At 74.8% G+C, this 19,240-nt stretch carries 17 protein-coding genes; 4 read left to right on the forward strand and 13 right to left on the reverse strand.

Annotated features, from left to right (window positions below):
* Positions 1–71: 71 nt before the first annotated feature.
* The 5 genes from ACTMTB_RS22770 to ACTMTB_RS22790 all read right to left on the reverse strand — a co-directional run bounded on the left by ACTMTB_RS22770 (position 72) and on the right by ACTMTB_RS22790 (position 3,668).
* Positions 72–275 carry a hypothetical protein gene (locus ACTMTB_RS22770; protein WP_154937752.1) on the reverse strand — a complete coding sequence of 68 codons (204 nt, stop codon included), beginning with the start codon at positions 273–275 and terminating at the stop codon, positions 72–74.
* 2 nt (positions 276–277) lie between these two features.
* Positions 278–1,315 carry a LacI family DNA-binding transcriptional regulator gene (locus ACTMTB_RS22775; protein ID WP_441148274.1) on the reverse strand — a complete coding sequence of 346 codons (1,038 nt, stop codon included), beginning with the start codon at positions 1,313–1,315 and terminating at the stop codon, positions 278–280.
* Positions 1,316–1,452: 137 nt separating this feature from the next.
* The gene (locus tag ACTMTB_RS22780; protein ID WP_441148275.1) at positions 1,453–2,301 is read right to left on the reverse strand and encodes an SAM-dependent methyltransferase; all 849 of its coding nucleotides are present in this window, start codon (positions 2,299–2,301) and stop codon (positions 1,453–1,455) included.
* Between the two features lie 109 nt (positions 2,302–2,410).
* On the reverse strand, positions 2,411–3,298 hold the full coding sequence (locus tag ACTMTB_RS22785) for a helix-turn-helix domain-containing protein (protein ID WP_441148276.1): 888 nt from the start codon (positions 3,296–3,298) through the stop codon (positions 2,411–2,413).
* 127 nt (positions 3,299–3,425) lie between these two features.
* The gene (locus ACTMTB_RS22790) at positions 3,426–3,668 is read right to left on the reverse strand and encodes a DUF397 domain-containing protein (protein ID WP_441148277.1); all 243 of its coding nucleotides are present in this window, start codon (positions 3,666–3,668) and stop codon (positions 3,426–3,428) included.
* Between the two features lie 270 nt (positions 3,669–3,938).
* Here ACTMTB_RS22790 and ACTMTB_RS22795 point away from each other — a divergent pair, with 270 nt between their 5' ends.
* Positions 3,939–4,589 carry a GGDEF domain-containing protein gene (locus tag ACTMTB_RS22795; RefSeq protein ID WP_441148278.1) on the forward strand — a complete coding sequence of 217 codons (651 nt, stop codon included), beginning with the start codon at positions 3,939–3,941 and terminating at the stop codon, positions 4,587–4,589.
* 27 nt (positions 4,590–4,616) lie between these two features.
* On the opposite strand, the gene ACTMTB_RS22800 is transcribed toward ACTMTB_RS22795, so the two are convergent.
* From ACTMTB_RS22800 to ACTMTB_RS22810, 3 genes are all read right to left on the reverse strand, one after another.
* Positions 4,617–5,090: an SRPBCC family protein gene (locus tag ACTMTB_RS22800; RefSeq protein ID WP_441148279.1), complete on the reverse strand. Its 474-nt coding sequence runs from the start codon at positions 5,088–5,090 to the stop codon at positions 4,617–4,619.
* Positions 5,074–5,421, reverse strand: coding sequence for an ArsR/SmtB family transcription factor (locus ACTMTB_RS22805; protein ID WP_280837688.1), 348 nt, complete (start codon positions 5,419–5,421; stop codon positions 5,074–5,076). The genes ACTMTB_RS22800 and ACTMTB_RS22805 overlap by 17 nt, the downstream gene beginning before the upstream one ends.
* Before the next feature lie 102 nt (positions 5,422–5,523).
* Positions 5,524–6,018, reverse strand: a complete 495-nt coding sequence (locus ACTMTB_RS22810) for a type II toxin-antitoxin system PemK/MazF family toxin (protein WP_441148280.1) — start codon at positions 6,016–6,018, stop codon at positions 5,524–5,526.
* Positions 6,019–6,113: 95 nt separating this feature from the next.
* On the opposite strand from ACTMTB_RS22810, the gene ACTMTB_RS22815 reads away from it, so the two are divergent.
* On the forward strand, positions 6,114–6,716 hold the full coding sequence (locus ACTMTB_RS22815; RefSeq protein ID WP_441148281.1) for a DUF4291 domain-containing protein: 603 nt from the start codon (positions 6,114–6,116) through the stop codon (positions 6,714–6,716).
* 60 nt (positions 6,717–6,776) lie between these two features.
* On the opposite strand, the gene ACTMTB_RS22820 is transcribed toward ACTMTB_RS22815, so the two are convergent.
* Entirely contained in the window at positions 6,777–7,523 is a 747-nt protein-coding gene (locus ACTMTB_RS22820) for a class I SAM-dependent methyltransferase (RefSeq protein ID WP_441148282.1), read from the reverse strand.
* Positions 7,524–7,556: 33 nt separating this feature from the next.
* Between ACTMTB_RS22820 and ACTMTB_RS22825 the strand changes: the two genes are divergently transcribed.
* Positions 7,557–8,072, forward strand: a complete 516-nt coding sequence (locus tag ACTMTB_RS22825; protein ID WP_441148283.1) for an NUDIX hydrolase — start codon at positions 7,557–7,559, stop codon at positions 8,070–8,072.
* Between the two features lie 41 nt (positions 8,073–8,113).
* Positions 8,114–9,349, forward strand: coding sequence for a hypothetical protein (locus ACTMTB_RS22830; RefSeq protein ID WP_441148284.1), 1,236 nt, complete (start codon positions 8,114–8,116; stop codon positions 9,347–9,349).
* Positions 9,350–9,409: 60 nt separating this feature from the next.
* Here the strand turns inward: ACTMTB_RS22830 and ACTMTB_RS22835 are convergent, their stop codons facing one another.
* From ACTMTB_RS22835 to ACTMTB_RS22850, 4 genes are read right to left on the reverse strand one after another with little or no spacing between them, the layout of a single operon-like run.
* Entirely contained in the window at positions 9,410–14,962 is a 5,553-nt protein-coding gene (locus ACTMTB_RS22835; RefSeq protein ID WP_441148285.1) for an amino acid adenylation domain-containing protein, read from the reverse strand.
* The gene (locus ACTMTB_RS22840; protein WP_441148286.1) at positions 14,959–18,078 is read right to left on the reverse strand and encodes a non-ribosomal peptide synthetase; all 3,120 of its coding nucleotides are present in this window, start codon (positions 18,076–18,078) and stop codon (positions 14,959–14,961) included. The genes ACTMTB_RS22835 and ACTMTB_RS22840 overlap by 4 nt, the downstream gene beginning before the upstream one ends.
* A complete protein-coding gene (locus ACTMTB_RS22845; RefSeq protein WP_154937773.1) occupies positions 18,075–18,263 on the reverse strand; it encodes an MbtH family protein in 189 nt (62 codons plus the stop codon). Before ACTMTB_RS22845 ends, ACTMTB_RS22840 begins: the two co-directional genes overlap by 4 nt.
* The gene (locus tag ACTMTB_RS22850; protein ID WP_441148287.1) at positions 18,263–19,216 is read right to left on the reverse strand and encodes a TauD/TfdA family dioxygenase; all 954 of its coding nucleotides are present in this window, start codon (positions 19,214–19,216) and stop codon (positions 18,263–18,265) included. Before ACTMTB_RS22850 ends, ACTMTB_RS22845 begins: the two co-directional genes overlap by 1 nt.
* Positions 19,217–19,240 lie beyond the last annotated feature (24 nt).

Here is a 19,240-nt window from a genome sequence, read left to right on the forward strand (position 1 = left end):
CGGTTGGGCGTCGTCTGGCCGGAAAAGCACCCTACCGGGTGCTTACCGGGTGGCCTCGGCCACCCCGGCGGTCAAGGGCGGCAGGTCGGGGCGGGCGCGGGCGCCGGCTCCGTGAGGTCGGCGAGCCGGCGCAGCGCGTGCGCGGCGGCGAGCCGGACGGGCGCGAGGCGGTGGCGGCGGGCCCGCTCGGGGCGTACCGGCGCGTCGGGGCGGGCCGAGTTGACGTGGCGGGTGACCGCGTCGATGGCGAGGGTGAAGCCGGTCGGCTGTTCCATGGTCAACTCCTCGGTACGGGGCGGGTGGAGGTGCGGACGACCAGCTCGGTCGGGAGCAGGATCTGCCCGGCGGCGTCGTCGGCCGGTGGGTCGAGCAGCAGTTCGGCGGCGATCCGGCCCTTTTCCTCGGCCGGTTGCCGGACGGTGGTGAGGCCGGCCGCGGCCGCTTCGGCGACGTCGTCGAAGCCGGTGACCGAGACCGTGGCGGCCCGCTCCCCGAGGGCGTCCAGGGCGCCGAGCGCGAGCACGTCGGAGGCGGCCAGCACGGCCGTCGGCGGATCGTCGCCGGCGAAGCGGCCGGCCACCGCCTCGGCCCCGGCGGCGCGGCTGTTGCCGGTGGCGTTGAGCAGTGTGATGTCGGGCCAGTCGACGCCGACCGCGGCCAGGGCGTCGGCGAAACCGGCCAGGCGACCCCGGGTGGTCGGATGCGGTGCGGCGTCGGCACCGGCGAGCCGCAGCGGCCCCGGTGGCGCCTCGGGCAGCACGGTGTCGGCGAGCAGCGCCACCCGGCGGTGCCCCAGGCCGACGAGGTGGTCGGCGACGGACCGGGCGGCGGCCCGCTCGTCGATGCCGACGTACCGGTCGGCGGGGGGCGCGGTGGTGACGAAGGGCAGCCCGCGACCGCGGATCACGTCCAGGGCCCAGTGCTCGTCGGCGGCGCAGTAGACGCAGAATCCGTCGACCGCCGCGTTCTCCACGGCCGCCCTGGCCTGCATCGACCCGGTGGGCAGCGGCACGAGCAGCAGGCTGGTGCCGTGCCGTTCGGCTGCGGCGGCGACACCGGCCAGGAACCGGACGGCGAACGGATCGGTGAAGGCGTACGACAGCTGCGAGGTGAACAGGACGCCGATCGCGCCGGCGAAGCCCCGCCGCAGCGAGCGGGCCGTCGGGTTCGGGCCCGGGTAGCCGAGCTGCCGGGCGGTGTCGAGGATCCGGGTGCGCAGCGCCGCCGAGAGCTGGTCGGGGCGGCAGTACGCGTTGGAGACGGTGCTGCGTGACACACCGACCGCCGTGGCCACGTCCTGGAGTGTCGGTCGCACCCGGGCCCCCTTCTGGATCGATTCAGTCTGGATCGATTCAGAGACTAGCCGGACCGACTCGGAACGGTCAAGGAGAACGGACACGACACGACGAACGGCGCCGGCCGCAGCCGACGCCGTTCCTCGGGAAACCGGGCTCAGGGCTTGCGGGCGATCCCGCCGTACATGCTGACCTCCGCCACCGAGGGGCGCGGCTGCGGCTCGGCCTCGGCCCGCCACTCGGCCACCGAGCAGAGGCCGGGCTCGACCAGCTCCAGCCCCTTGAAGAAGCCGGTGAACTCGTCGAGGGTGCGTAGGTTGATCAGGCCGTGCGGACCGCCGCCCCGGGCCGCCGCCCTGGCCTCCGCGGCGACGGCCGGGGGGAGGTATTCGTGGGTGGCGTGCGACGCGGCGAGGTAGCTGCCGGGCGGCAGTGCCTCCAGCAGGCGGCGCACCACCGCGTACGGGTCGTCGGCGTCCGGGACGAAGTGCAGGATCGCCACCAGCATCAACCCCACCGGCTGGGACAGGTCGATGGTGCGCAGCAGGTCCGGGTGGCGCAGGATCTTCTCCGGGTCGCGCAGGTCGGCGTCGATGTAGGCGGTGGCGCCCTCGGGCGAGCTGGTCAGCAGCGCCCGGGCGTGGGCCAGCACGATCGGGTCGTTGTCGACGTAGACCACCCGGGACTCCGGCGCGAGCCGCTGGGCGACCTCGTGGGTGTTGTCGGCGGTCGGAATGCCGGTGCCGATGTCGAGGAACTGCCGGATCCCGGCCTCGCGGGTGAGGTGGCGCACCGCCCGCTGGAGGAAGCGCCGGTTCTCCAGGGCGCTGGTGCGGATGGTCGGGAAGCGGGCCGAGATGGCGTCACCGGATTCCCGGTCGGCCTGGAAGTTGTCCTTGCCGCCGAGCCAGTAGTTGTAGCGCCGGGCGGGGTGCGCCACCGAGGTGTCGATCCGGTCGCTCGGGTGGGCGGAGTCCGTGGTGGTACCCGGGGCCTCGGTGGTCACGTGTCGCCTCCATGACTCTGCGCCATCGCGCGCGATGGCCTCCGTCCACTGTCGCCGGTCGGGATCATGGTAGAGGCAGCCGCGGACACCGCGTCGCCCCGGGCGACGGTCACGCCGGGTAGAGCTCGTCGCGGAGCCGGGCCAGGATCTCCGGCGTCCGCTCGGGCGGCGCCGCCTCGACGCAGAGCCGCTCCATGGCCACGGCGTAGTAGTCGAGATCGTCGCGCTTGTCGAGGTAGATGGCGCTGGTGAGCTGCTCGATGTAGACGATGTCGGGCAGGTCGTCGTCGCCGAACCGCAGGATGGTGAACGCCCCGCCAGCGGCGGCGTGCCCGCCCGCGGCGAACGGGATGACCTGCAGCCGCACGTGCGGCGACCGGGTGGCCTCGATCAGGGCGTCCAGTTGGCCGCGCATCACCGCCGGCCCGCCGATCGGGCGGCGCAGGGCGGCCTCGTCGACCACCGCCCACACCTGTGGCGGGGCGGCGCGGCGCAGCAGCTCCTGTCGGCGCAGCCGCAGCTCCACCCGCCGGTCGACCTCCTCGGCCGGGGCGTTCCGGTGGCCGAGCAGGACGACGGCGCGGGCGTACGCGGCGGTCTGCAACAGGCCGGGGACGAACTGCACCTCGTAGGTGCGGATCAGCGAGGCGGCGGCCTCCAGGCCGAGGTACGCCTGGAACCAGCTCGGCAGCACGTCGCCGTACCGGTGCCACCAGCCCGGGCTGTTGGCGTCGCGGGCGAGCTTGAGCAGCGCGTCCCGCTCGTCGGCGGCGCTGACCCCGTAGAGGGTGAGCAGGTCGGCGACGTCGCGTTCCTTGAAGCCGACCCGGCCCAGCTCCATCCGACTGATCTTGGATTCGGAGGCCCGGATCTCCCAGCCGGCGCCCTCGCGGGTGACGCCGCTGGCCTCGCGCAGGCGTCGTAGCTGGGCGCCGAGCAGCATGCGCAGCACGGTGGGCCCGGTTGCCGGACCCCCTTCCGCGGTCGCCATCGCCACGTCGCCCTCCACCTGCTCGCCTTGCGCCGGCCGGGCGCCCCACCCCCGACCGACGTGTAAGCATGCCATGGACGGTGGGTGATCGAACTCCTCCGCGCGGCCGAGATGGTCCCGCCGGCGGGACCGACTATCGATCGATCAGGTTGTCGAAGTCCCCGTCACGGGCGCCGAGGACGAACGCCGTGATCTCGTCCACTGTGTAGATCAGCGCGGGACCCTCGGGATGGCGGGAGTTGCGGACCGCGATGCCCGTCCGGCCGGGGAGTTCGGCCAGCTCGACGCAGTTGCCGCTGGGGTTGCTCCGCCGACTCTTCTGCCACCGCAGCTCGGGGAGCTGGGTGACGGGTACGCCGTTCTCGGGCTGCTGCATGAGGGGTCTTTCTGTGCGGTGATGAGCCGTCCGATGTCGCAAGTGGAGGGTGTCGCGGCGGGGAGGACGGCGACGCCGGATCATGCCGTGCTGCACGTGCATCTGCTATTGCATCTGCATTGGACAGCGAGCATGATAACCCACGTGTGCGGTACCCGACCGTTCACTTTCGGTTACCCCCAACCCGGGCAGCCCCTGGGAGAACGACGGCTGGGCACCGCACGCCGGCCGGCGTCCCGGGCCGTCCGCCGACGCCGCGAGGGAGGTCTCGTGCCGGATCCGCTGAGCGTCGCGTCCGGCATCTCCGCGGCGGGTGCGCTCGTCTCGGTGTGGCAGCTGCGCCGCCGGGCGCTGCGGGCGGAGGCGGAGATCGAATATTTGCAGGCCGAGCTGGCCGCCGAGCGGCACGCCGCCAGCCACGACCCGCTGACCGGTCTGCCCAACCGGCGCGCCTTCTACCGGATCGCCGCCGCGCTGCTCACCGACGCCGGCGGGCGGCCGCTGATCGCCGTGGTGCTCGACCTCAACGACTTCAAGCAGGTCAACGACCGCTACGGGCACGCCGCCGGGGACCAGGTGCTGGTCAGCGTCGCGCAGCGGCTCACCGCCTTCGCCGGGGACAACCTGGTCGCCCGGCTCGGCGGGGACGAGTTCGCCGGCCTGCTGAGCAGCCCGTCGGTCGACCGCCGCTGGATCGACCACGCCACCCGCCGGCTCTGCGAGGCGATGGCCGCGCCGATCCCGGTGGGCGGGCGCAGCGTACGGGTCACCGCCTCGGTCGGCCTGGCGCCGGTCAGCGGCCCGACCCAGCTCGCCGAGGCGCTCTGCGCCGCCGACGCCGCGATGTACCGGGCGAAGGGCGTGACGGCCCGCCGGTCCCCCCGACAGCTCCTGGACGGCCCGCGCCTGGCCGAATGCTGAGCACCCGGCCGACGTCGTCGGGGCCGCTCAGACCAGCGTGACGAGGTACTCCTCCAGCGCCCGGTACGACTGCCGCGCGCCCTCCTCCATGCCCGAGCCCACCATCGCGTCCCGCTCGGCGGCGGTGTCGAAGCGGGTGGTGCCGGAGACCATCGTGCGGCCGTCCTGCTCGGTGAAGACGAGCGTCTCCACGGCCACGTGACCGGGCGCGCCCTCGAACTCGAAGGTCTGCACGATCCGCTCGGGGGCCGCGATCTCGAGGAACTCGCCGCGGAAGGCGTAGGAGTTGCCGTCCGGGGCGTGCTCGACGAACCGGTACCGGCCGCCCACCCGGAAGTCGATCTCGACGTCGAGGGGGTTGCCCCGACCCCACCACCGCGCCAGGTGCGCGGGGTCGGTGTGCGCCGCCCAGACCATGTCGCGGGGCGCGTCGAGGACCCGGGTGAGCACCACCTCGCGGTCGGTGGGCAGCGCGACGGTCAGGTCACCGGTCGGGTTCATGGTTGTTCTCCTTCAGCTCTCGCAGGTAACCGTCCAACGTGTCGTACCGGTCGTCCCAGAGCCGGCGGTACTGGTCGACCCACTCGGCGAGGAGCCGCAACGCCGCCGGCTCGATCCGGCACCGCCGCCACTGCGCCTCGCGGGTGCGCACGATCAGCCCCGCCGCCTCCAGCACGTTCAGGTGCTTGGAAATCGCCTGCATCGAGATCGGGAACGGCGCGGCCACCTCGTTGACCGTCGCCTCGCCGGCGGCCAGGCGGGCCAGGATGGCCCGGCGGGTCGGATCCGCGAGGGCGGCGAACACGGCGCCGACCTGATCTGGTGAGGTCACTGTAATCAACCACCTGGGTTATAAACCGATAGGTTGAATGTACTCGTCGGGGGTGCCCTGTCAAGGACGAACACGCAAAATCGGCTCGGCCGAGCGGCCTCGTCAGCGCCAGCCGTAGCCGGCGCGCAGGGCCTGGCCGATCCGGTCGAAGCGGCCCCGGTCCAGCACCGCGCCCTCGCGCCGGATGCTGTCCTCGCGCATGGTCAGCACCCGGTCGAGGCGGACCCAGCTCGGGCGCCGGTCACGGTCCCACTCCCCCGGGCCGAGCGCCAGCCAGTGCCGCTGGCCGTCACGCTCGCCCTGGCTGGAGAGCATCAGCCCGAACAGCGTGCGGCTGTGCCGGCCGACCACCAGCACCGGGCGGTCCTTGCCCTGCCGGGGGTCGTCCTCGTACGCCACCCAGGTCCAGACGATCTCACCCGGGTCGGCCCGGCCGTCCAGCTCCGGGGCGTACGTCAGCTCCCGGCGCTGCAGGACGCCGACCTGGCGGCGACGGGCCACCTGGGCCGGAATCCGGCCGGCGGTACCGGCCGGCGCGGCCGCGCCTCCGGTCGCCCGATTGAGCCGGGCGACGACGTTCCTCAACAGACCTGCCACGGGCGGCAGCCTAACCCCACCGCCGCCCGGGCGCGCGGCCCGCCGGCGGGGTAATCCGCTCGACCGGTCAGGGGGCGGGTGGCGAGGATCGGAGCGTGCAGGTTCCCCAGCGGCAGATCCGGGCCCGCTTCACCGACACGACGCTGACCGTCTACCAGGCGTACCCGCCGGAGATCGCGGCGGCGGCGCTGTCCGCCGGCCGGTTCTGCCCGCCGTTCCGGCGCGGCCGGATGACCTGGATCAAGCCCTCGTTCCGGTGGATGATGTACCGCTGCGGCTGGGCCACCAAGCCGGGCCAGGAACGGGTGCTGGCGGTCGAGCTGACCCGCGCCGGCTTCGAGTGGGCGCTCGGCCGGGCCTGCCCCAGCACTCCCGACCCGGCCCGGCACGCCGACCGGGCCGCCTGGGCCCGCGAGCTGAAGCGCAGCGACGTGCGGGTGCAGTGGGATCCGGAGCGGTCGCTGCGGCTGGCCCCGCTGTCGTACCGGTCGCTCCAGCTCGGGCTCGCCCGCGCCGCCGCCGACCGGTACGTCGACGAGTGGGTGGTCGGGCTGACCGACGTCACCGCGACGGCACGGGAGATCCGGGCGCTGCTCGACGCCGGCGACGACCGGGCCGCGGCGGCGCTGCTGCCCGACGAGCGCCCCTATCCGCTGCCGGCCGGACCGGCCGCCACGATCGGCGCGACGCCGAGCTGAACAGCCGGGCGAGGCGCGACCGCGGCGGCGGCAGCTCGGTGCGGCGCCGGCCCGGGAGGGTCAGCGCGGACGGCGGGCCAGCACCAGGGTGGTCCGCAGGTCCAGCGTCACCGTGCCGCCGAATCCGTCCACCGCCGCACCGACCGCCGCCAGCACCCGCTCCCGCAGCTCCGGCGGGCGGCGCAGCTGCGGCGAGAAGGTGCGGACCAGGCGCTGGTAGGCGGCCGTGGTCAGCGGCACCGGACGGCGGAACCGCTCGGTGCGGACCTCGACGAAGAGCCCACTGGCGGCGATCTCCGCGCCGAACCAGCCGTCCGGGCGGTCGTGCTGCCGGTCCGGGTCCACCGACTCGAACGCCGCCCGCAGCGCCGCCGCCCGGGCCGGGTCGACGTAGTCGTAGCGGTGGGCGAAGAGGGCCAGGGTGCCGCCCGGGGTGAGCGCGTCGTGCGCCCGCCGGCACCGGGTCGCCGGGTCCAGCCAGTGCCAGGCCATCGCGCAGGCCAGCAGGGGCACCCCGCCGGGCGGCGGCGGCCACTCCTCGAAGGGGGCCACCACGACCTCGACCCCCGGGTGGCGGGCCGCCAGCACCGCGGCCATCCGTCGGTCCGGCTCGACGCAGGTCACCGGCGCGCCCAGCCGGGCCAGCAGCCCGGTGGCCAGGCCGGTACCCGCGCCGACCTCGACCAGCCGGGGCGGCACCCGCCCGTGGTAGGCGAGGATGGCCTCGGCGAGCGCGGGCGGGTAGCCCGGCCGCGCGTCGTCGTAGTCGCCCGCGACCTCGCCGAAGACCTCCGCCACGACCGCCATCCTGCCACCGGTCGACGCGCCCGAAGGAGAGACATGATCGAACTGCCGGGAGACCTGCCGGTCGTCGAACGCACCGCCGTCCGGCTGGTGGTGCGCGACGCGCAGGACCGGGTCCTGCTCTTCCACACCCGCGACCCGGACCATCCCCGCCTCGGCACCTGGTGGGAGCTGCCGGGCGGCGGGATGGATCCCGGCGAGACGTACGCCGAGACCGCGGTGCGGGAGCTGCGGGAGGAGACCGGCTTCGTGGTCACCGCCGCCCGGCTCGGCCCGCCGGCCTGGCGGCGGCGGGCCAGCTTCATCCACCGGCAGCGCCGGCACCTGCAGGACGAGGTGGTGATGACGGTACGGCTCGACGCCGCCGGGCCGGACGTCGACGGCGCCGAGCGGCTGGACTACGAGGTGGAGGACTACTTCGGGTTCCGCTGGTGGACGGTCGACGAGGTGGTCGGCAGCACGGAACGCTTCTACCCGGGGCGGCTGCCCGCGCTGCTTCCCCGGTTCCTCGCCGGCGAGGAGATCGACGAGCCGTTCGAGCTGTGGTCCTGAGCGGGGGTGCCGACCGGGCCGGGGATGGGCACAGTAGGGGCATGACGACGACCCTGCACACCCCGCTGGCCCGCTACGCCGCCCGGCTGCACGCCGGCGCCGGCGACCGGCACCACGTCGCCTCACCGCTCGGCGCCTGGCTGCTGCTGGCGCTGGCCGCGCCGGCCGCGACCGGCGCCGACCGGGACGAGCTGGAGGACGTCCTGGGCGTGAGCGCGCCCGCCGCGGCGGAGCTGGCCGGGGCCCTGGTGGACCGGCCCCACCCGCTGGTGCCGTCCGCCACCGCCGTCTGGCAGCAGGCCGGCCACGACACCGCGCGGCTGGCCGAGTGGCGGGCCACGCTGCCGCGTACCACCGCGACCGGGCCACTGCCCGACCAGCCGGGGCTGGACGCCTGGGCCCGCGAGCACACCCTGGGGCTGATCGACCGGTTCCCGCTGACCCGGTCGCCGGACGTGCTGCTGGCGCTGGCCAGCGCCCTGGCCACCCGGATCTCCTGGGCCGACCCGTTCGACCTCGCCCCGGCCGGGCAGCTCGGCCGCGCCAGCGCCTGGGCGGGGCGGCTCGACCGGGTGCTCCGCACTCCCGCGCGCGGCCACCGGGCCTGGATCGCCGCGACCGGACCGGCCGGCGACGTCGCCGTGCACGCCGCGCCCGCCGTCGAGCGCGACGGCGCGGGCCTGGTGGTGGTGTCGGTCGCCGCCGACCCCTCGGCCCCCGCGGCCGACGTGCTCGCCGCCGCGTACGAGGTGGCCGCCACGGCGGTCGACGAGGCGACGCCGGCCGGCCGCCGGTCGCTGTTCGCGCTGCCGCTCGGCGCCGGTCCGGCGTGGACGGTACGGGAGAAGCGGGTGCACACCCGCGCCCCGGACGGCCGGGAGGAGCGGCACACGGCGGTGCTGCCCTGCTGGTCGGCGCGGGACGAGCACGACCTGACCGCCCCGGCGCTGGGCTTCCCCGCGGTGGTCCGCACGCTGGGCGGGCTGCTCGGCGAGCCCACCCCACGGCTCGAGGCGCGCCAGGCGGCGATGGCCCGCTACGGCCGGTACGGCTTCGAGGCGGCCGCCGTGACCGCCGCCTTCGCCCTGGCCAGCCTCGCCCCGGAGGGCGTCGCCCGCACCGCGGAGCTGCGCTTCGGCCACCCGTACGCGGTCGTCGCGGTGGCCACCGACCGCAATGGCGGGCCGTGGCACGGGGTGCCGGTCTTCTCCGCCTGGGTGGCCGAGCCGGAGGAGCCGGCGGCGACGGACCTGGCGGACCCGCCCGAGGAGTTCTGACCCGGCCGGGGCGGGCACGCCCGGCGTGGAGCCCTCCTCGATGGAGGGCCCCACGCCGGGTCACGCCGCGACCGGCTCCCGTTCCTGCGCCGCCGCCCGCTCCGCGAGCCGCCGCTGCCGCTCCTGCGCACCGATCAGGTCGTCGGGCAGCGAGTCGGGCACCTCGACGTCGAAGCGGCGCAGCATCCGGATCGCGAACCCGCCCAGGGTGATCAGGACCAGGGCCAGCCCGAAGCAGACGTACGCGAAACCGATGCCCCGGCCCGGCCCCGTGCCGATCACCGCGCCCACCGATCCGGCCAGCGACCCGCCCGGGGCGAGCATCGGCTCGAAGATGCTGGTCGCCGCCGGGGCGAGCAGCGCGAACCCGATCGGCAGGGTCGACCAGGCGATGGTCTGGTTGAGGCTGAACACCCGGCCGTGGAAGCGCTGCGGCACCTTGACCTGCACGATGGTCGCGTAGATCGACTGCGCGGTGGTCATCGCCATGGCCAGCCAGAAGGCGCCGACGCAGACCATCGTCACGGAGGCGTCCAGGCCGACCAGCACGCAGCCGACGGCGGTGCCGAGGTTGCCGACCAGCACGCCGACCATCCGCCGGCGCCGGGGCCCGCCCCACAGCGACATCAGCACGCCGCCGGCCACCGCGCCGCAGGCCTCCGCCAGGGCCACCTGCGCGACCTGGGTGGCGGTGCCGAACGAGAGCACCAACGGGGTGGTGAGCACCAGCGCCGGGGCGAGGAAGATGTTGCCCAGGGCGAAGTAGCCGAGCATCAGCCGGAAGCCCCGGTGCTGCCAGGAGTAGCGCAGCCCGTTGGCGATCGCCACCAGCAGCCGCTCCCGGGGTCGCCAGCCGAGCAGGTCGGGGAAGCGCACCAGGGCCAGGGTCAGCACCGCCACCAGGTAGCTCGCCACGTCGATGAGCAGGATGCCCTTGAGTTCGATGGCGGCGAGCAGGCCGGCGGCGAAGACGGGCATCAGCAGCATCGCAAAGCCGCTGGAGAGCTGGGTGATGCCCATCGCGTGCCCGAGGTAGCGCTTCGGCACCAGCTGCGGCACCGCCGACTGGAACGCGATCCGCTGGAACGAGCCGGCGACCTGGCTCAACGCGACCAGGGCGTAGATGTGCCAGAGGACCAGGTTGTCGGTCCAGAGCAGCGCGGCGAGCACCAACTGGATCGACCCGGCGATGCAGCTGGCGACCATCATGATCCGGCGGCGGCTGACCCGGTCGGTGACCGCGCCGGCCACCGGCAGCATCAGCACGCCGCAGATCAGCGCCAGCGCCCAGAGCATTCCCAGGTCGGCCACCGACCCGGTGCGGGTGAACAGCCAGATCGGCAGCGCGAACGCGGTCAGCGCGGAGCCGGTGGTGGAGACCAGCTGCCCGGCGGTGACCGCGACGAACCGGGCCATGCTGGGCTTCACCACGGCCGGCTCCGGCCCGTCGGACCCGCCCACCCGCTGGTGGGCGGCGACCACCCAGCCGGCGTCGGCTCCCCTGGCCTGCGGGGTGAGCGTGGAGACGTCCCCGGCGGTGACCGCCGGGTGGACCCGGGTGAGGATCTCCGCCAGCTCCTCGGCGCGGTACTTGAGGAAGAAGTGCCCGGCCTGGTCGAGCACCACCAGGCCGAGGGTGTCGCTGAGGAACTGCCACTCGGCGTACCGCTCGGCGTGGTAGTCGGTCACCGGGTCCTCCGAGCCGACCACCGAGATGATCGGCGCGCGCAGCTTCGTCGCGCCCCGGTCGAGCAGGCCGGTGAAGTACTCCTCGGAGGCCCGCGAGTCGGCCCGCATGTTGCTGATGATCCGGTCGGCCTGTTCCGGGTCCAGCTCGTCGGTGTCCACCCCCATCGACTTGAGCCAGCTGGCGTAGTGCCGGTTGCTGCGCAGCTGTTCGAGCCGGTTGCGCAGGGCGGCGAAGGCGCCCCGGGGGCGGGCGAACGGGAACATCGCGCCGATGTAGACCGCTTCCAGGTCCCGGCCGGCGGCCTCCACCTTGCGGGCCACCTCGGCGACGATCGCGCTGCCCACGCCGCAGTGGCCGTAGAGGGCGATCGGTCCCTCGACGCGTTCCAGGATCTCCTCGGCGACCCGGCTGGTCAGCTCGTCGAACGGCAGGCCGTCCTCGCTGAGCCCGACGTCGTGGCCGGGGATGGCCAGCGACCACAGGGCGTGGCCGGCGGGCAGCGCGTCGGCGAGGGGCTGGTAGACGATGGCGCTGCCGCCGCCGTACGGGACGCAGACGTAGCTGAGCACCCGCTGCGCCGCCGGGATCGGCCTGGTCAGCTCGTAGAGCAGCCGGCGGGGACCGTCCCCGCCGCCGTCGCCGCCGGAGATGAACCGGGCCAGGTCGCGGATGGTCCGCTGCTGGAACAGGTCCATCACGCCGACGGCGCGCCCGCCGTGCTCGGCCTTGCGGATCTTCGCCACCACCTGGGTGGCGAGCATGGAGTGCCCACCGAGGTCGAAGAAGTCGTCGTCGATGCCGAGCGTGGCCACGCCCAGCACCTCCGACCAGATGCCGGCGAGCAGCCGCTCGGTGTCGTCGCGCGGCTCCACCAGGGCGACCGACGCCTCGCGGGTGAGCACCGGCGCGGGCAGCGCCCGGCGGTCCAGCTTGCCGTTGGGGGTCAGCGGGAGCGCGTCCAGGGTGACGAAGGCGGCCGGCACCATGTACTCAGGCAGGGTCTCCTTCAGCGCCGCCTTCAGCGCGGCGTGCTCGGCCGCGCCGACCAGGTAGGCGGTGAGCCGCTTGTCGCCGGGGGTGTCCTCGCGGACGATCACCGCCGCCTCGGTCACCGCCGGCTGCTCGCGCAGCGCGCTCTCGATCTCGCCCAGCTCGATCCGCAGGCCGCGCAGCTTCACCTGGTGGTCGATCCGGCCCAGGAACTCGATCACCCCGCCGGCCGGGGCGGTCACCCAGCGGGCCAGGTCGCCGGTGCGGTAGAGCCGGGCGCCCGGCTCGCCGGCGAACGGGTCCGGCACGAACCGCTCGGCGGTGAGCGCGGGCCGGCGGTGGTAGCCGCGGGCCAGGCCCACCCCGCCGATGTGCAGCTCGCCGGCCACCCCGACCGGGCAGGGGTTGCCGTTCGGATCCAGCACGTGCAGTCGCAGGTTGGCGATCGGAGCGCCGATCGGGACGGTGGTCAGGCCCGGCAGCAGCGCCGGGTCGCAGTGCCAGGCGCTGACGTCGATGGCCGCCTCGGTCGGGCCGTACAGGTTGTGCAGCTCGCACCCGGGCAGCCGGACGGTGAAGTCGACCGCCGTGGCCGGCGGCAGCTCCTCACCCGAGCAGATCACCCGGCGCAGCGCCGTCGCCGCCTCGACACCCTCCTCGGCGAGGAAGACGGTCAGCATCGACGGGACGAAGTGCGCGGTGGTGACCCGCTCGGCGACCAGCAGGTCGCGCAGGTAGCCGGCGTCCTTGTGCCCGCCGGGCTTCGCCAGCACCAGCCGGGCGCCCTCGCGCAGCGGCCAGAAGAACTCCCAGACCGAGACGTCGAAGCTGGCCGGGGTCTTCTGCAGCACCGCGTCGTCGGGGCCGATCCGGTAGGTCCGCTGCATCCAGTCCAGCCGGTTGACGATGCCCCGGTGGGTGTTCGGCACGCCCTTGGGCCGGCCGGTCGAGCCGGAGGTGTAGATGACGTACGCCAGGTGCTCCGGGCCCGCCGCCGGCGTCGGGTCGTCGGCGGGCTGGTCGGCCCAGGTCCCGGGGTCGTTCAGAACCAGCACGGTGGCGTCGGTGGTCGGCAGCGCGTCGCGCAGGTGCTCCTGCACCAGCACCACCGGCGCGGCGGCGTCGTCGACCATGAAGGCCAGCCGGTCCGCCGGGTACTCCGGGTCCAGCGGCAGGTACGCGCCGCCGGCCTTGAGCACCCCGAGCAGGCCGGTGACCAGCTCCACCGACCGCTCCGCGCAGACGCCGACCAGGGTCTCCGGGCCGACGCCGGCGGCGCGCAGCCGGTGCGCGACCCGGTTGGCCGCGGCGTTCAGCTCGGCGTACGTGGTCGACCGGCCCTCGATGGTGACCGCGACGGCGTCCGGGGTGCGGGCGGCGCGCTCCTCGATCGGCCCGTGCAGCGTCTGGGTGGCCGGGAAGTCGGCAGCGGTGTCGTTCCAGCTCGCCAGCAGGGCCCGCTCGGCGGGCGGGAGCAGGTCCAGGGCGGCGACCGGGGTGTCCGGGGCGGCGACGATCGCGGCCAGCAGGGTGGTCCACCGTCGCGCCATCCGCTCGACGGTGTCGCGGGTGAACAGGTCGGTGTTGAAGACCAGCTTGCCCCAGATGCCGTCGGGCACCTCGACGGCGTGCAGCTCGAAGTCGAACCGGGTGGCCCGCAGCTCCATCGGGGTCCAGCGGAAGCTCACCTCATCGGCGTCCGAGACGCCGGAGAAGCGGCCCATCTCGTAGTTCTGCAGGACGAACATGGCCTGGAACACCGGCGACCGGCTGACGTCGCGGGGCAGCCCCAGCTCGTGCACCACCTTCGCGAACGGCACCTCGGCGTGCTCGAAGCCGTCCAGCACGGCCCGCCGGGTGCGCTCCAGCAGCTCGGTGAAGGTCGGGTCGCCGGCCAGCTCGGCGCGCATCGGCAGCATGTTGATGAACATGCCGACGACGTCCTCCAGCTCCGGGGCGGACCGGCCGGCGACCGAGGCGCCGACGGCGAAGTCGTCCTGCCCGGCGTGCCGGGACAGCAGCACCTGGTACGCCGCGAGCAGGGTCATGAACAGGGTCCCGCCCGACGCGCGGGTGAGCGCGGCGAGCCCGTCGGTGACCGCCCGGTCGACCTGGAACTCGACGAAGTCGCCCCGGTAGGTCTGGGTAGCCGGGCGGGGCCGGTCCAGCGGCAGTTCCAGCGGGGTGATCCCGGCCAGCCGCCCCTTCCACCAGTCCAGGTGCCCCCGGGCCTGCGGCCCGGCCAGCTCCCGGGCCTCCCAGTGGGCGAAGTCGCCGTACTGCACCGGCAGGGCGGGCAGCTCGCCGCCCCGGTAGTGGGTGATCAGGTCCCGCAGCAGCACGTCCACCGACCAGCCGTCGCCGACGATGTGGTGCTGGCCGAGGAAGAGCACGTGGTCGTCGGCGACGTTCATCCGGTCCGGAGTGCCGTCTTGCGGCGCGGAGGCCGGATTATCGTCGTCAGCGAGCCGGATCAGCAGGGCGCGCAGCAGCGGCCCGGCCGCCAGGTCGAACGGCTCGGCCGCGGCGGCGTCCACCAGCGCCTGCGCGGCCCGCTCGTCGGGGGCGTCCACGATGGTCAGCGGCACCTCGACGGAGTCGGCGACGACGACCGTGGGGCGGCCGTCGGCGTCGGCCGGGAAACGGGTACGCAGCGACTCGTGCCGGGCGGTCAGCCCGGCCAGGGCGGCGCGCAGCGCCGTGACGTCCAGCGGGCCGCGCACCCGCAGCGGCACCGCGATGTGGTACGCCGCCTCGCCCGGCGCGAGCTGGTCCATGAACCAGACCCGCTCCTGGGCGTACGACAGCGGCACCTCGACGCCCTCCGGGCGGGGCGTGATCCGGGCGGTGGGCGAGGCCTGCCGCCGGCGCAACCGCTGGGCGATCAGCGCCGCCCGGGCGGCCTCCCGGGCGGGATCCTTCAGGTCCGTCATGTCGGGTTGTCCTTCTCCGCCGCCAGCAACGCGGCGACCTCAGTCTCGGAGAGGTCGTCCAGGTCGGCGGCGATCCGCTGCTCGATCTGGGCGGCCAGGTCGGCGACGACGGGGCTGCTGAACAGCGCCCGCATCGGCAGGTCGACGTCCACCTCGGCGCGGATCCGGGCCATCGCCCGCATGCCGCGCAGCGAGTTGCCGCCGAGGACGAAGAAGTCGTCCAGCGCGCCGACCTTCTCCACCTGGAGGATCTCGGCGTACACCTCGGCCACCAGGGTCTCGGCGTCGGTACGCGGCGGGACGTAGCCGTCGGGCGCCACGGTGGCCGCTGGCGCGGGCAGCGCGGCCCGGTCCAGCTTGCCGTTCGGGGTCAGCGGCAGCGCGTCGAGCCGGACGAACGCGGCCGGCACCAGGTGGGCCGGCAGCTCGCGGGCCAGCTCGGCGGCGAGGGCGGCCTCGTCGGCGGTGCCGACCAGGTAGCCGACCAGGGCCGGCTCCCCCGAGTCGGTGCGCACCGCCACCGCGGCCTCGCGGACCTGCGGGTGGGCCAGCATCGCCGACTCGATCTCGCCCAGCTCGATCCGCATGCCGCGCACCTTGACCTGGTCGTCGCGGCGGCCCAGGTAGTCCAGGGTGCCGTCGGTGCGCCAGCGGGCCAGGTCGCCGGTGCGGTACATCCGCCGGCCGGGCGGGCCGTACGGGCAGGGCAGGAAGCGCTCGGCGGTGCGGCCGGGCCGGCGCAGGTAGCCCCGGGCCACCTGGTCCCCGGCGACGTACAGCTCGCCGACCACGCCGGGTGGCACCGGCCGGAGCGCGGCGTCGAGCAGGTAGACCCGCGCGCCGGCGGTGGGCCGACCGATCGGCACCGGTCCGGCATCCAGCGGCCGGCCGGGCGCGACGCGGGCGGCGACGCAGCCGACGGTCGCCTCGGTCGGGCCGTACTCGTTGACGACCGCCACGTCCGGGTGCGCGGCCCGCCAGCCCGCCAACTGCTCGCCGGTGAGCGCCTCGCCGCCGATCACCAGGTCGGTGGTCGGCGACAGCGCGGCGTCGAGCAGCGGCAGGTGGCTCGGGGTGACCTTGAGGAAGCTCGGCCGGCCGCCGACCTGGGCGTGCGGCGAGTCGATCCCGGCCAGCCGGACGGTGCCGCCGGCGGTGAGCGGGCCGAGCAGGCCGGTCACGGTGAGGTCGAACGAGACCGGCGAGGGCAGCAGCGCGGTGCCGGCCAGCCCCGGGTAGGCGTCCCGGGCCCAGGCCAGGTACGCGGCCACGGCCCGGTGCTCCACCACCACGCCCTTCGGGCGGCCGGTGGAGCCGGAGGTGTAGAGCACGTACGCCGGGTGCTCGGGGCGCAGCGGGGCGACCCGGTCGGCGTCGGTCAGGTCGCCGTCGGCCTGGTCGGCGCCGACCTCCCCGTCGAGCACCAGCGCGGCGGCGGGCACCAGCGCGGCGGTCTCCGGCAGGGCCAGCACCAGCGTCGGCTCCGCGTCGGCGAGCAGGTACGCGATCCGGCCGGCCGGGTAGCCGGTGTCCACCGGGACGTACGCGGCGCCGGACTTGAGCACGGCGAGGACGGCGACCAGCAGCTCGGGCGAGCGGGGCAGGGCGAGCGCCACCCGGGTCTCCGGGGCGGCGCCCCGGGCCACCAGCACCCGGGCGAGCCGGTTGGCGGCGGCGTTCAGCTCGGCGTAGGTGAGCGAGACGCCCTCGCAGACCAGGGCGACCGCGTCCGGGGTGGCGGCGGCCTGCCGCTGGACCCGCTCGATGACCGAGCGGAACGCCGGGGCGGCGTCCTCGCCGTTCCAGGCCCGCAGGACGAGGTCCCGCTCGGCGTCGTCGAGCAGCGGCAGCGCGGAGACCGGCTGCCCCGGGTCGTCGACGGCGGCGGTGAGCAGCCGCACGTACCGCGCGACCACCGCCTCGGCGGTGCCCCGGTCGAACAGGTCGGTGCGGTAGACCAGGCGACTCTCGCCGGTGGTGACGTCGAAGGCGAGGTCGTCCTTGGTGGTGCCCAGCTCCACCGGGTCCAGCCCGGAGTCGGGGATGAAGTTCAGCGCGGTCTGGAAGATCGGCTGCACGGCCGGGTCGCGCTGCGGGGCGACCGCCTCGACGATCCGCTGGAACGGGGTCTGGCCGTGCTCCATCGCGTCCACCAGGCCGGCCCGGACCCGGCCGAGCAGCTCGGTGAAGCTGGGGTCGCCGCCGACGTCGCAGCGCAGCGCCACCGGGTTGACGAACATGCCGATCAGCGGGGTCAGCTCGGCGGTGTCCCGGCCGGCGGTGGAGACGCCGACCACCACGTCGGTGTCGCCGGAGATCCGCGACAGCAGGGCGGCGAACCCGGCCAGCAGCACCATGTACGGGGTGGCCGCCGACCCGGCGGCGAGCCGGCCGACCCGGTCGAGCAGCCCGTCGGGCAGGGCGAAGCGCACCTCGTCGCCGGCGAAGCCGAGCTGGGCCGGGCGGGGGCGGTCCAGCGGCAGGCCGGTGACCGGCGGCGCCCCGGCGAGCTGGCCGGTCCAGAAGGTGAGCTGGCGGTCCAGCTCCGCGCCGGTGAGCTGGTCGCGCTGCCAGACCGCGAAGTCGGCGTACTGGATGGGCAGCTCGGGCACGGCGGCGGGCGCGCCGGACAGCGCGGCCTCGCTGAACGCGGCCAGTTCGGCCACCAGCAGCACCGCCGAGTGGCTGTCGAAGACGGCGTGGTGCACCACGAACAGCAGCGTCCAGGCGTCGTCGAGGCGGACCAGCCGGGCCCGCCACAGCGGCGGGGCGTCGAGCGGGATCGGGGTGCGGGCCAGCTCGGTACGCAGGGCGGCGTACCGGGCGGCCCGCTCGGCCTCGGGCAGGTCGCGCAGGTCGTCGGCGGGCAGCCGGACCGGCTCGTGCTCGCGCACCACCTGCACCAGGGCGCCGTCGTCCATCCGCAGGTGGGTGCGGAGCGCCTCGTGCCGGGCGACGACCCGGCCGACGACCTCGCCGGCGGTGTCGGCGTCGATGCCGGCCGGGAAGCGCCACGGGGTGGAGACGTTGTAGACCGGCGAGGCGGTGTCCAACTGGTTGGCCATCCACACCCGCTCCTGGGCGAAGGAGGCCGGGAAGGTCCACTCCCGCGTCATGACGGCACCTCCCGTACGGAGCGGGGACGCATGTCGGTCCAGACGGTGTCGACGTGGGACAGGCACTCCTCGCGGGTGCCGGCGAAGCCGGCGTCGTGCCACCCGGCGGGCAGCTCCCGGTCGGCCGGCCAGATCGAGTACTGCTCCTCGTCGTTGCGGACGACCAGGAATCGGGAGTCGGCCATCAGTGCTCTCCAGCGCTCTCGGGGGTGTGCGGTTCGGCCATCGCCACGGCGATCCGGCGGGCCCCGGTGAAGGGCTCCCGGCCGTGCGCGGCGGTCATGTTGTCGACCACCAGCACGTCGTCGCGCCGGTAGTCGAAGCGGACGCTGGCGGCCCGGTACGCGGCCCGCAGGTGGTCCATGACGTCGGCGGGGATCTCGCCGCCGTCGCCGTAGTAGGTGTTCGCCGGCAGCCCGTCGGCGCCGAACATGTCCAGCAGCCCCGCCTGGTAGTCCTTCGGGAGGGTGCTCACGTGGAAGAAGGTGGCGTGGTTGAACCAGCGCGGGGTGTCCGAGCCGGGCCGGTGGTGCACCACGTCGCGTACCGCCCGGGTGCGCAGCCCGTCCGCGCCGACCCACTCCAGCCGGATCCGGTTCGCCGCCGCGTACGCCTCGACCTCGGCCCGGTCGTCGGTGCCGAACACGTCCTGCCAGCGGGTGCCGAAGTCGGCGTGGAAGTTGCGCACCAGCATCCAGCGCCGCCGGACGAACTCCTCGCGGACCGCCGGGTCGATCTCGGCGTACACCCGGCGGACGTCGGCGAGCGGGGTGGCGCCGAGGGTGTCCGGCGGGCTGATGCAGTAGAAGAACAACGTCAACGGCCAGCGCGCCTGGTACGAGTTCTCGTTGTGCAGGAAGATCTCCTCGTCCGGCGGGTAGTCGGTCGAGGTGTAGACCCGGCCCTTGATGGCGTGCCGGGGTGAGGACCGCTCGGTGTAGGTCAGCGGCTCGCCGGAGAACGCGCGGACCACCCGGTCGAAGCCGTCCACCCCGCCGACGTCGAAGCCGCGGAACAGCAGCCCGCCGTGGGCGGCGAGCGTGGCGCGCAGCTCCGTCCGCCGCTTGTCGATGAGCTCGGTCAGTGGTGTGCCGTCGTTCTCGACGACCACCGGCAGCGTGGCGATCGTGTCGCTCATTGCTCTGTCACTCCTGTTTCTCGA

This window comes from Micromonospora sp. L32 (assembly GCF_052068055.1).
In the GTDB taxonomy this organism is placed as follows: domain Bacteria; phylum Actinomycetota; class Actinomycetes; order Mycobacteriales; family Micromonosporaceae; genus Micromonospora; species Micromonospora purpureochromogenes.

Excerpts from the sequence above, each read along its gene's own strand:
- ACTMTB_RS22800 (WP_441148279.1), bottom strand. The coding sequence starts at position 5,090 with ATGAACCCGACCGGTGACCTGACCGTCGCGCTGCCCACCGACCGCGAG.
- ACTMTB_RS22845 (WP_154937773.1), bottom strand. The coding sequence starts at position 18,263 with ATGGCCGACTCCCGATTCCTGGTCGTCCGCAACGACGAGGAGCAGTAC.
- ACTMTB_RS22820 (WP_441148282.1), bottom strand. The coding sequence starts at position 7,523 with ATGGCGGTCGTGGCGGAGGTCTTCGGCGAGGTCGCGGGCGACTACGAC.
- ACTMTB_RS22830 (WP_441148284.1), top strand. The coding sequence starts at position 8,114 with ATGACGACGACCCTGCACACCCCGCTGGCCCGCTACGCCGCCCGGCTG.
- ACTMTB_RS22790 (WP_441148277.1), bottom strand. The coding sequence starts at position 3,668 with ATGCAGCAGCCCGAGAACGGCGTACCCGTCACCCAGCTCCCCGAGCTG.
- ACTMTB_RS22835 (WP_441148285.1), bottom strand. The coding sequence starts at position 14,962 with ATGACGGACCTGAAGGATCCCGCCCGGGAGGCCGCCCGGGCGGCGCTG.
- ACTMTB_RS22850 (WP_441148287.1), bottom strand. The coding sequence starts at position 19,216 with ATGAGCGACACGATCGCCACGCTGCCGGTGGTCGTCGAGAACGACGGC.
- ACTMTB_RS22825 (WP_441148283.1), top strand. The coding sequence starts at position 7,557 with ATGATCGAACTGCCGGGAGACCTGCCGGTCGTCGAACGCACCGCCGTC.
- ACTMTB_RS22770 (WP_154937752.1), bottom strand. The coding sequence starts at position 275 with ATGGAACAGCCGACCGGCTTCACCCTCGCCATCGACGCGGTCACCCGC.
- ACTMTB_RS22840 (WP_441148286.1), bottom strand. The coding sequence starts at position 18,078 with ATGACGCGGGAGTGGACCTTCCCGGCCTCCTTCGCCCAGGAGCGGGTG.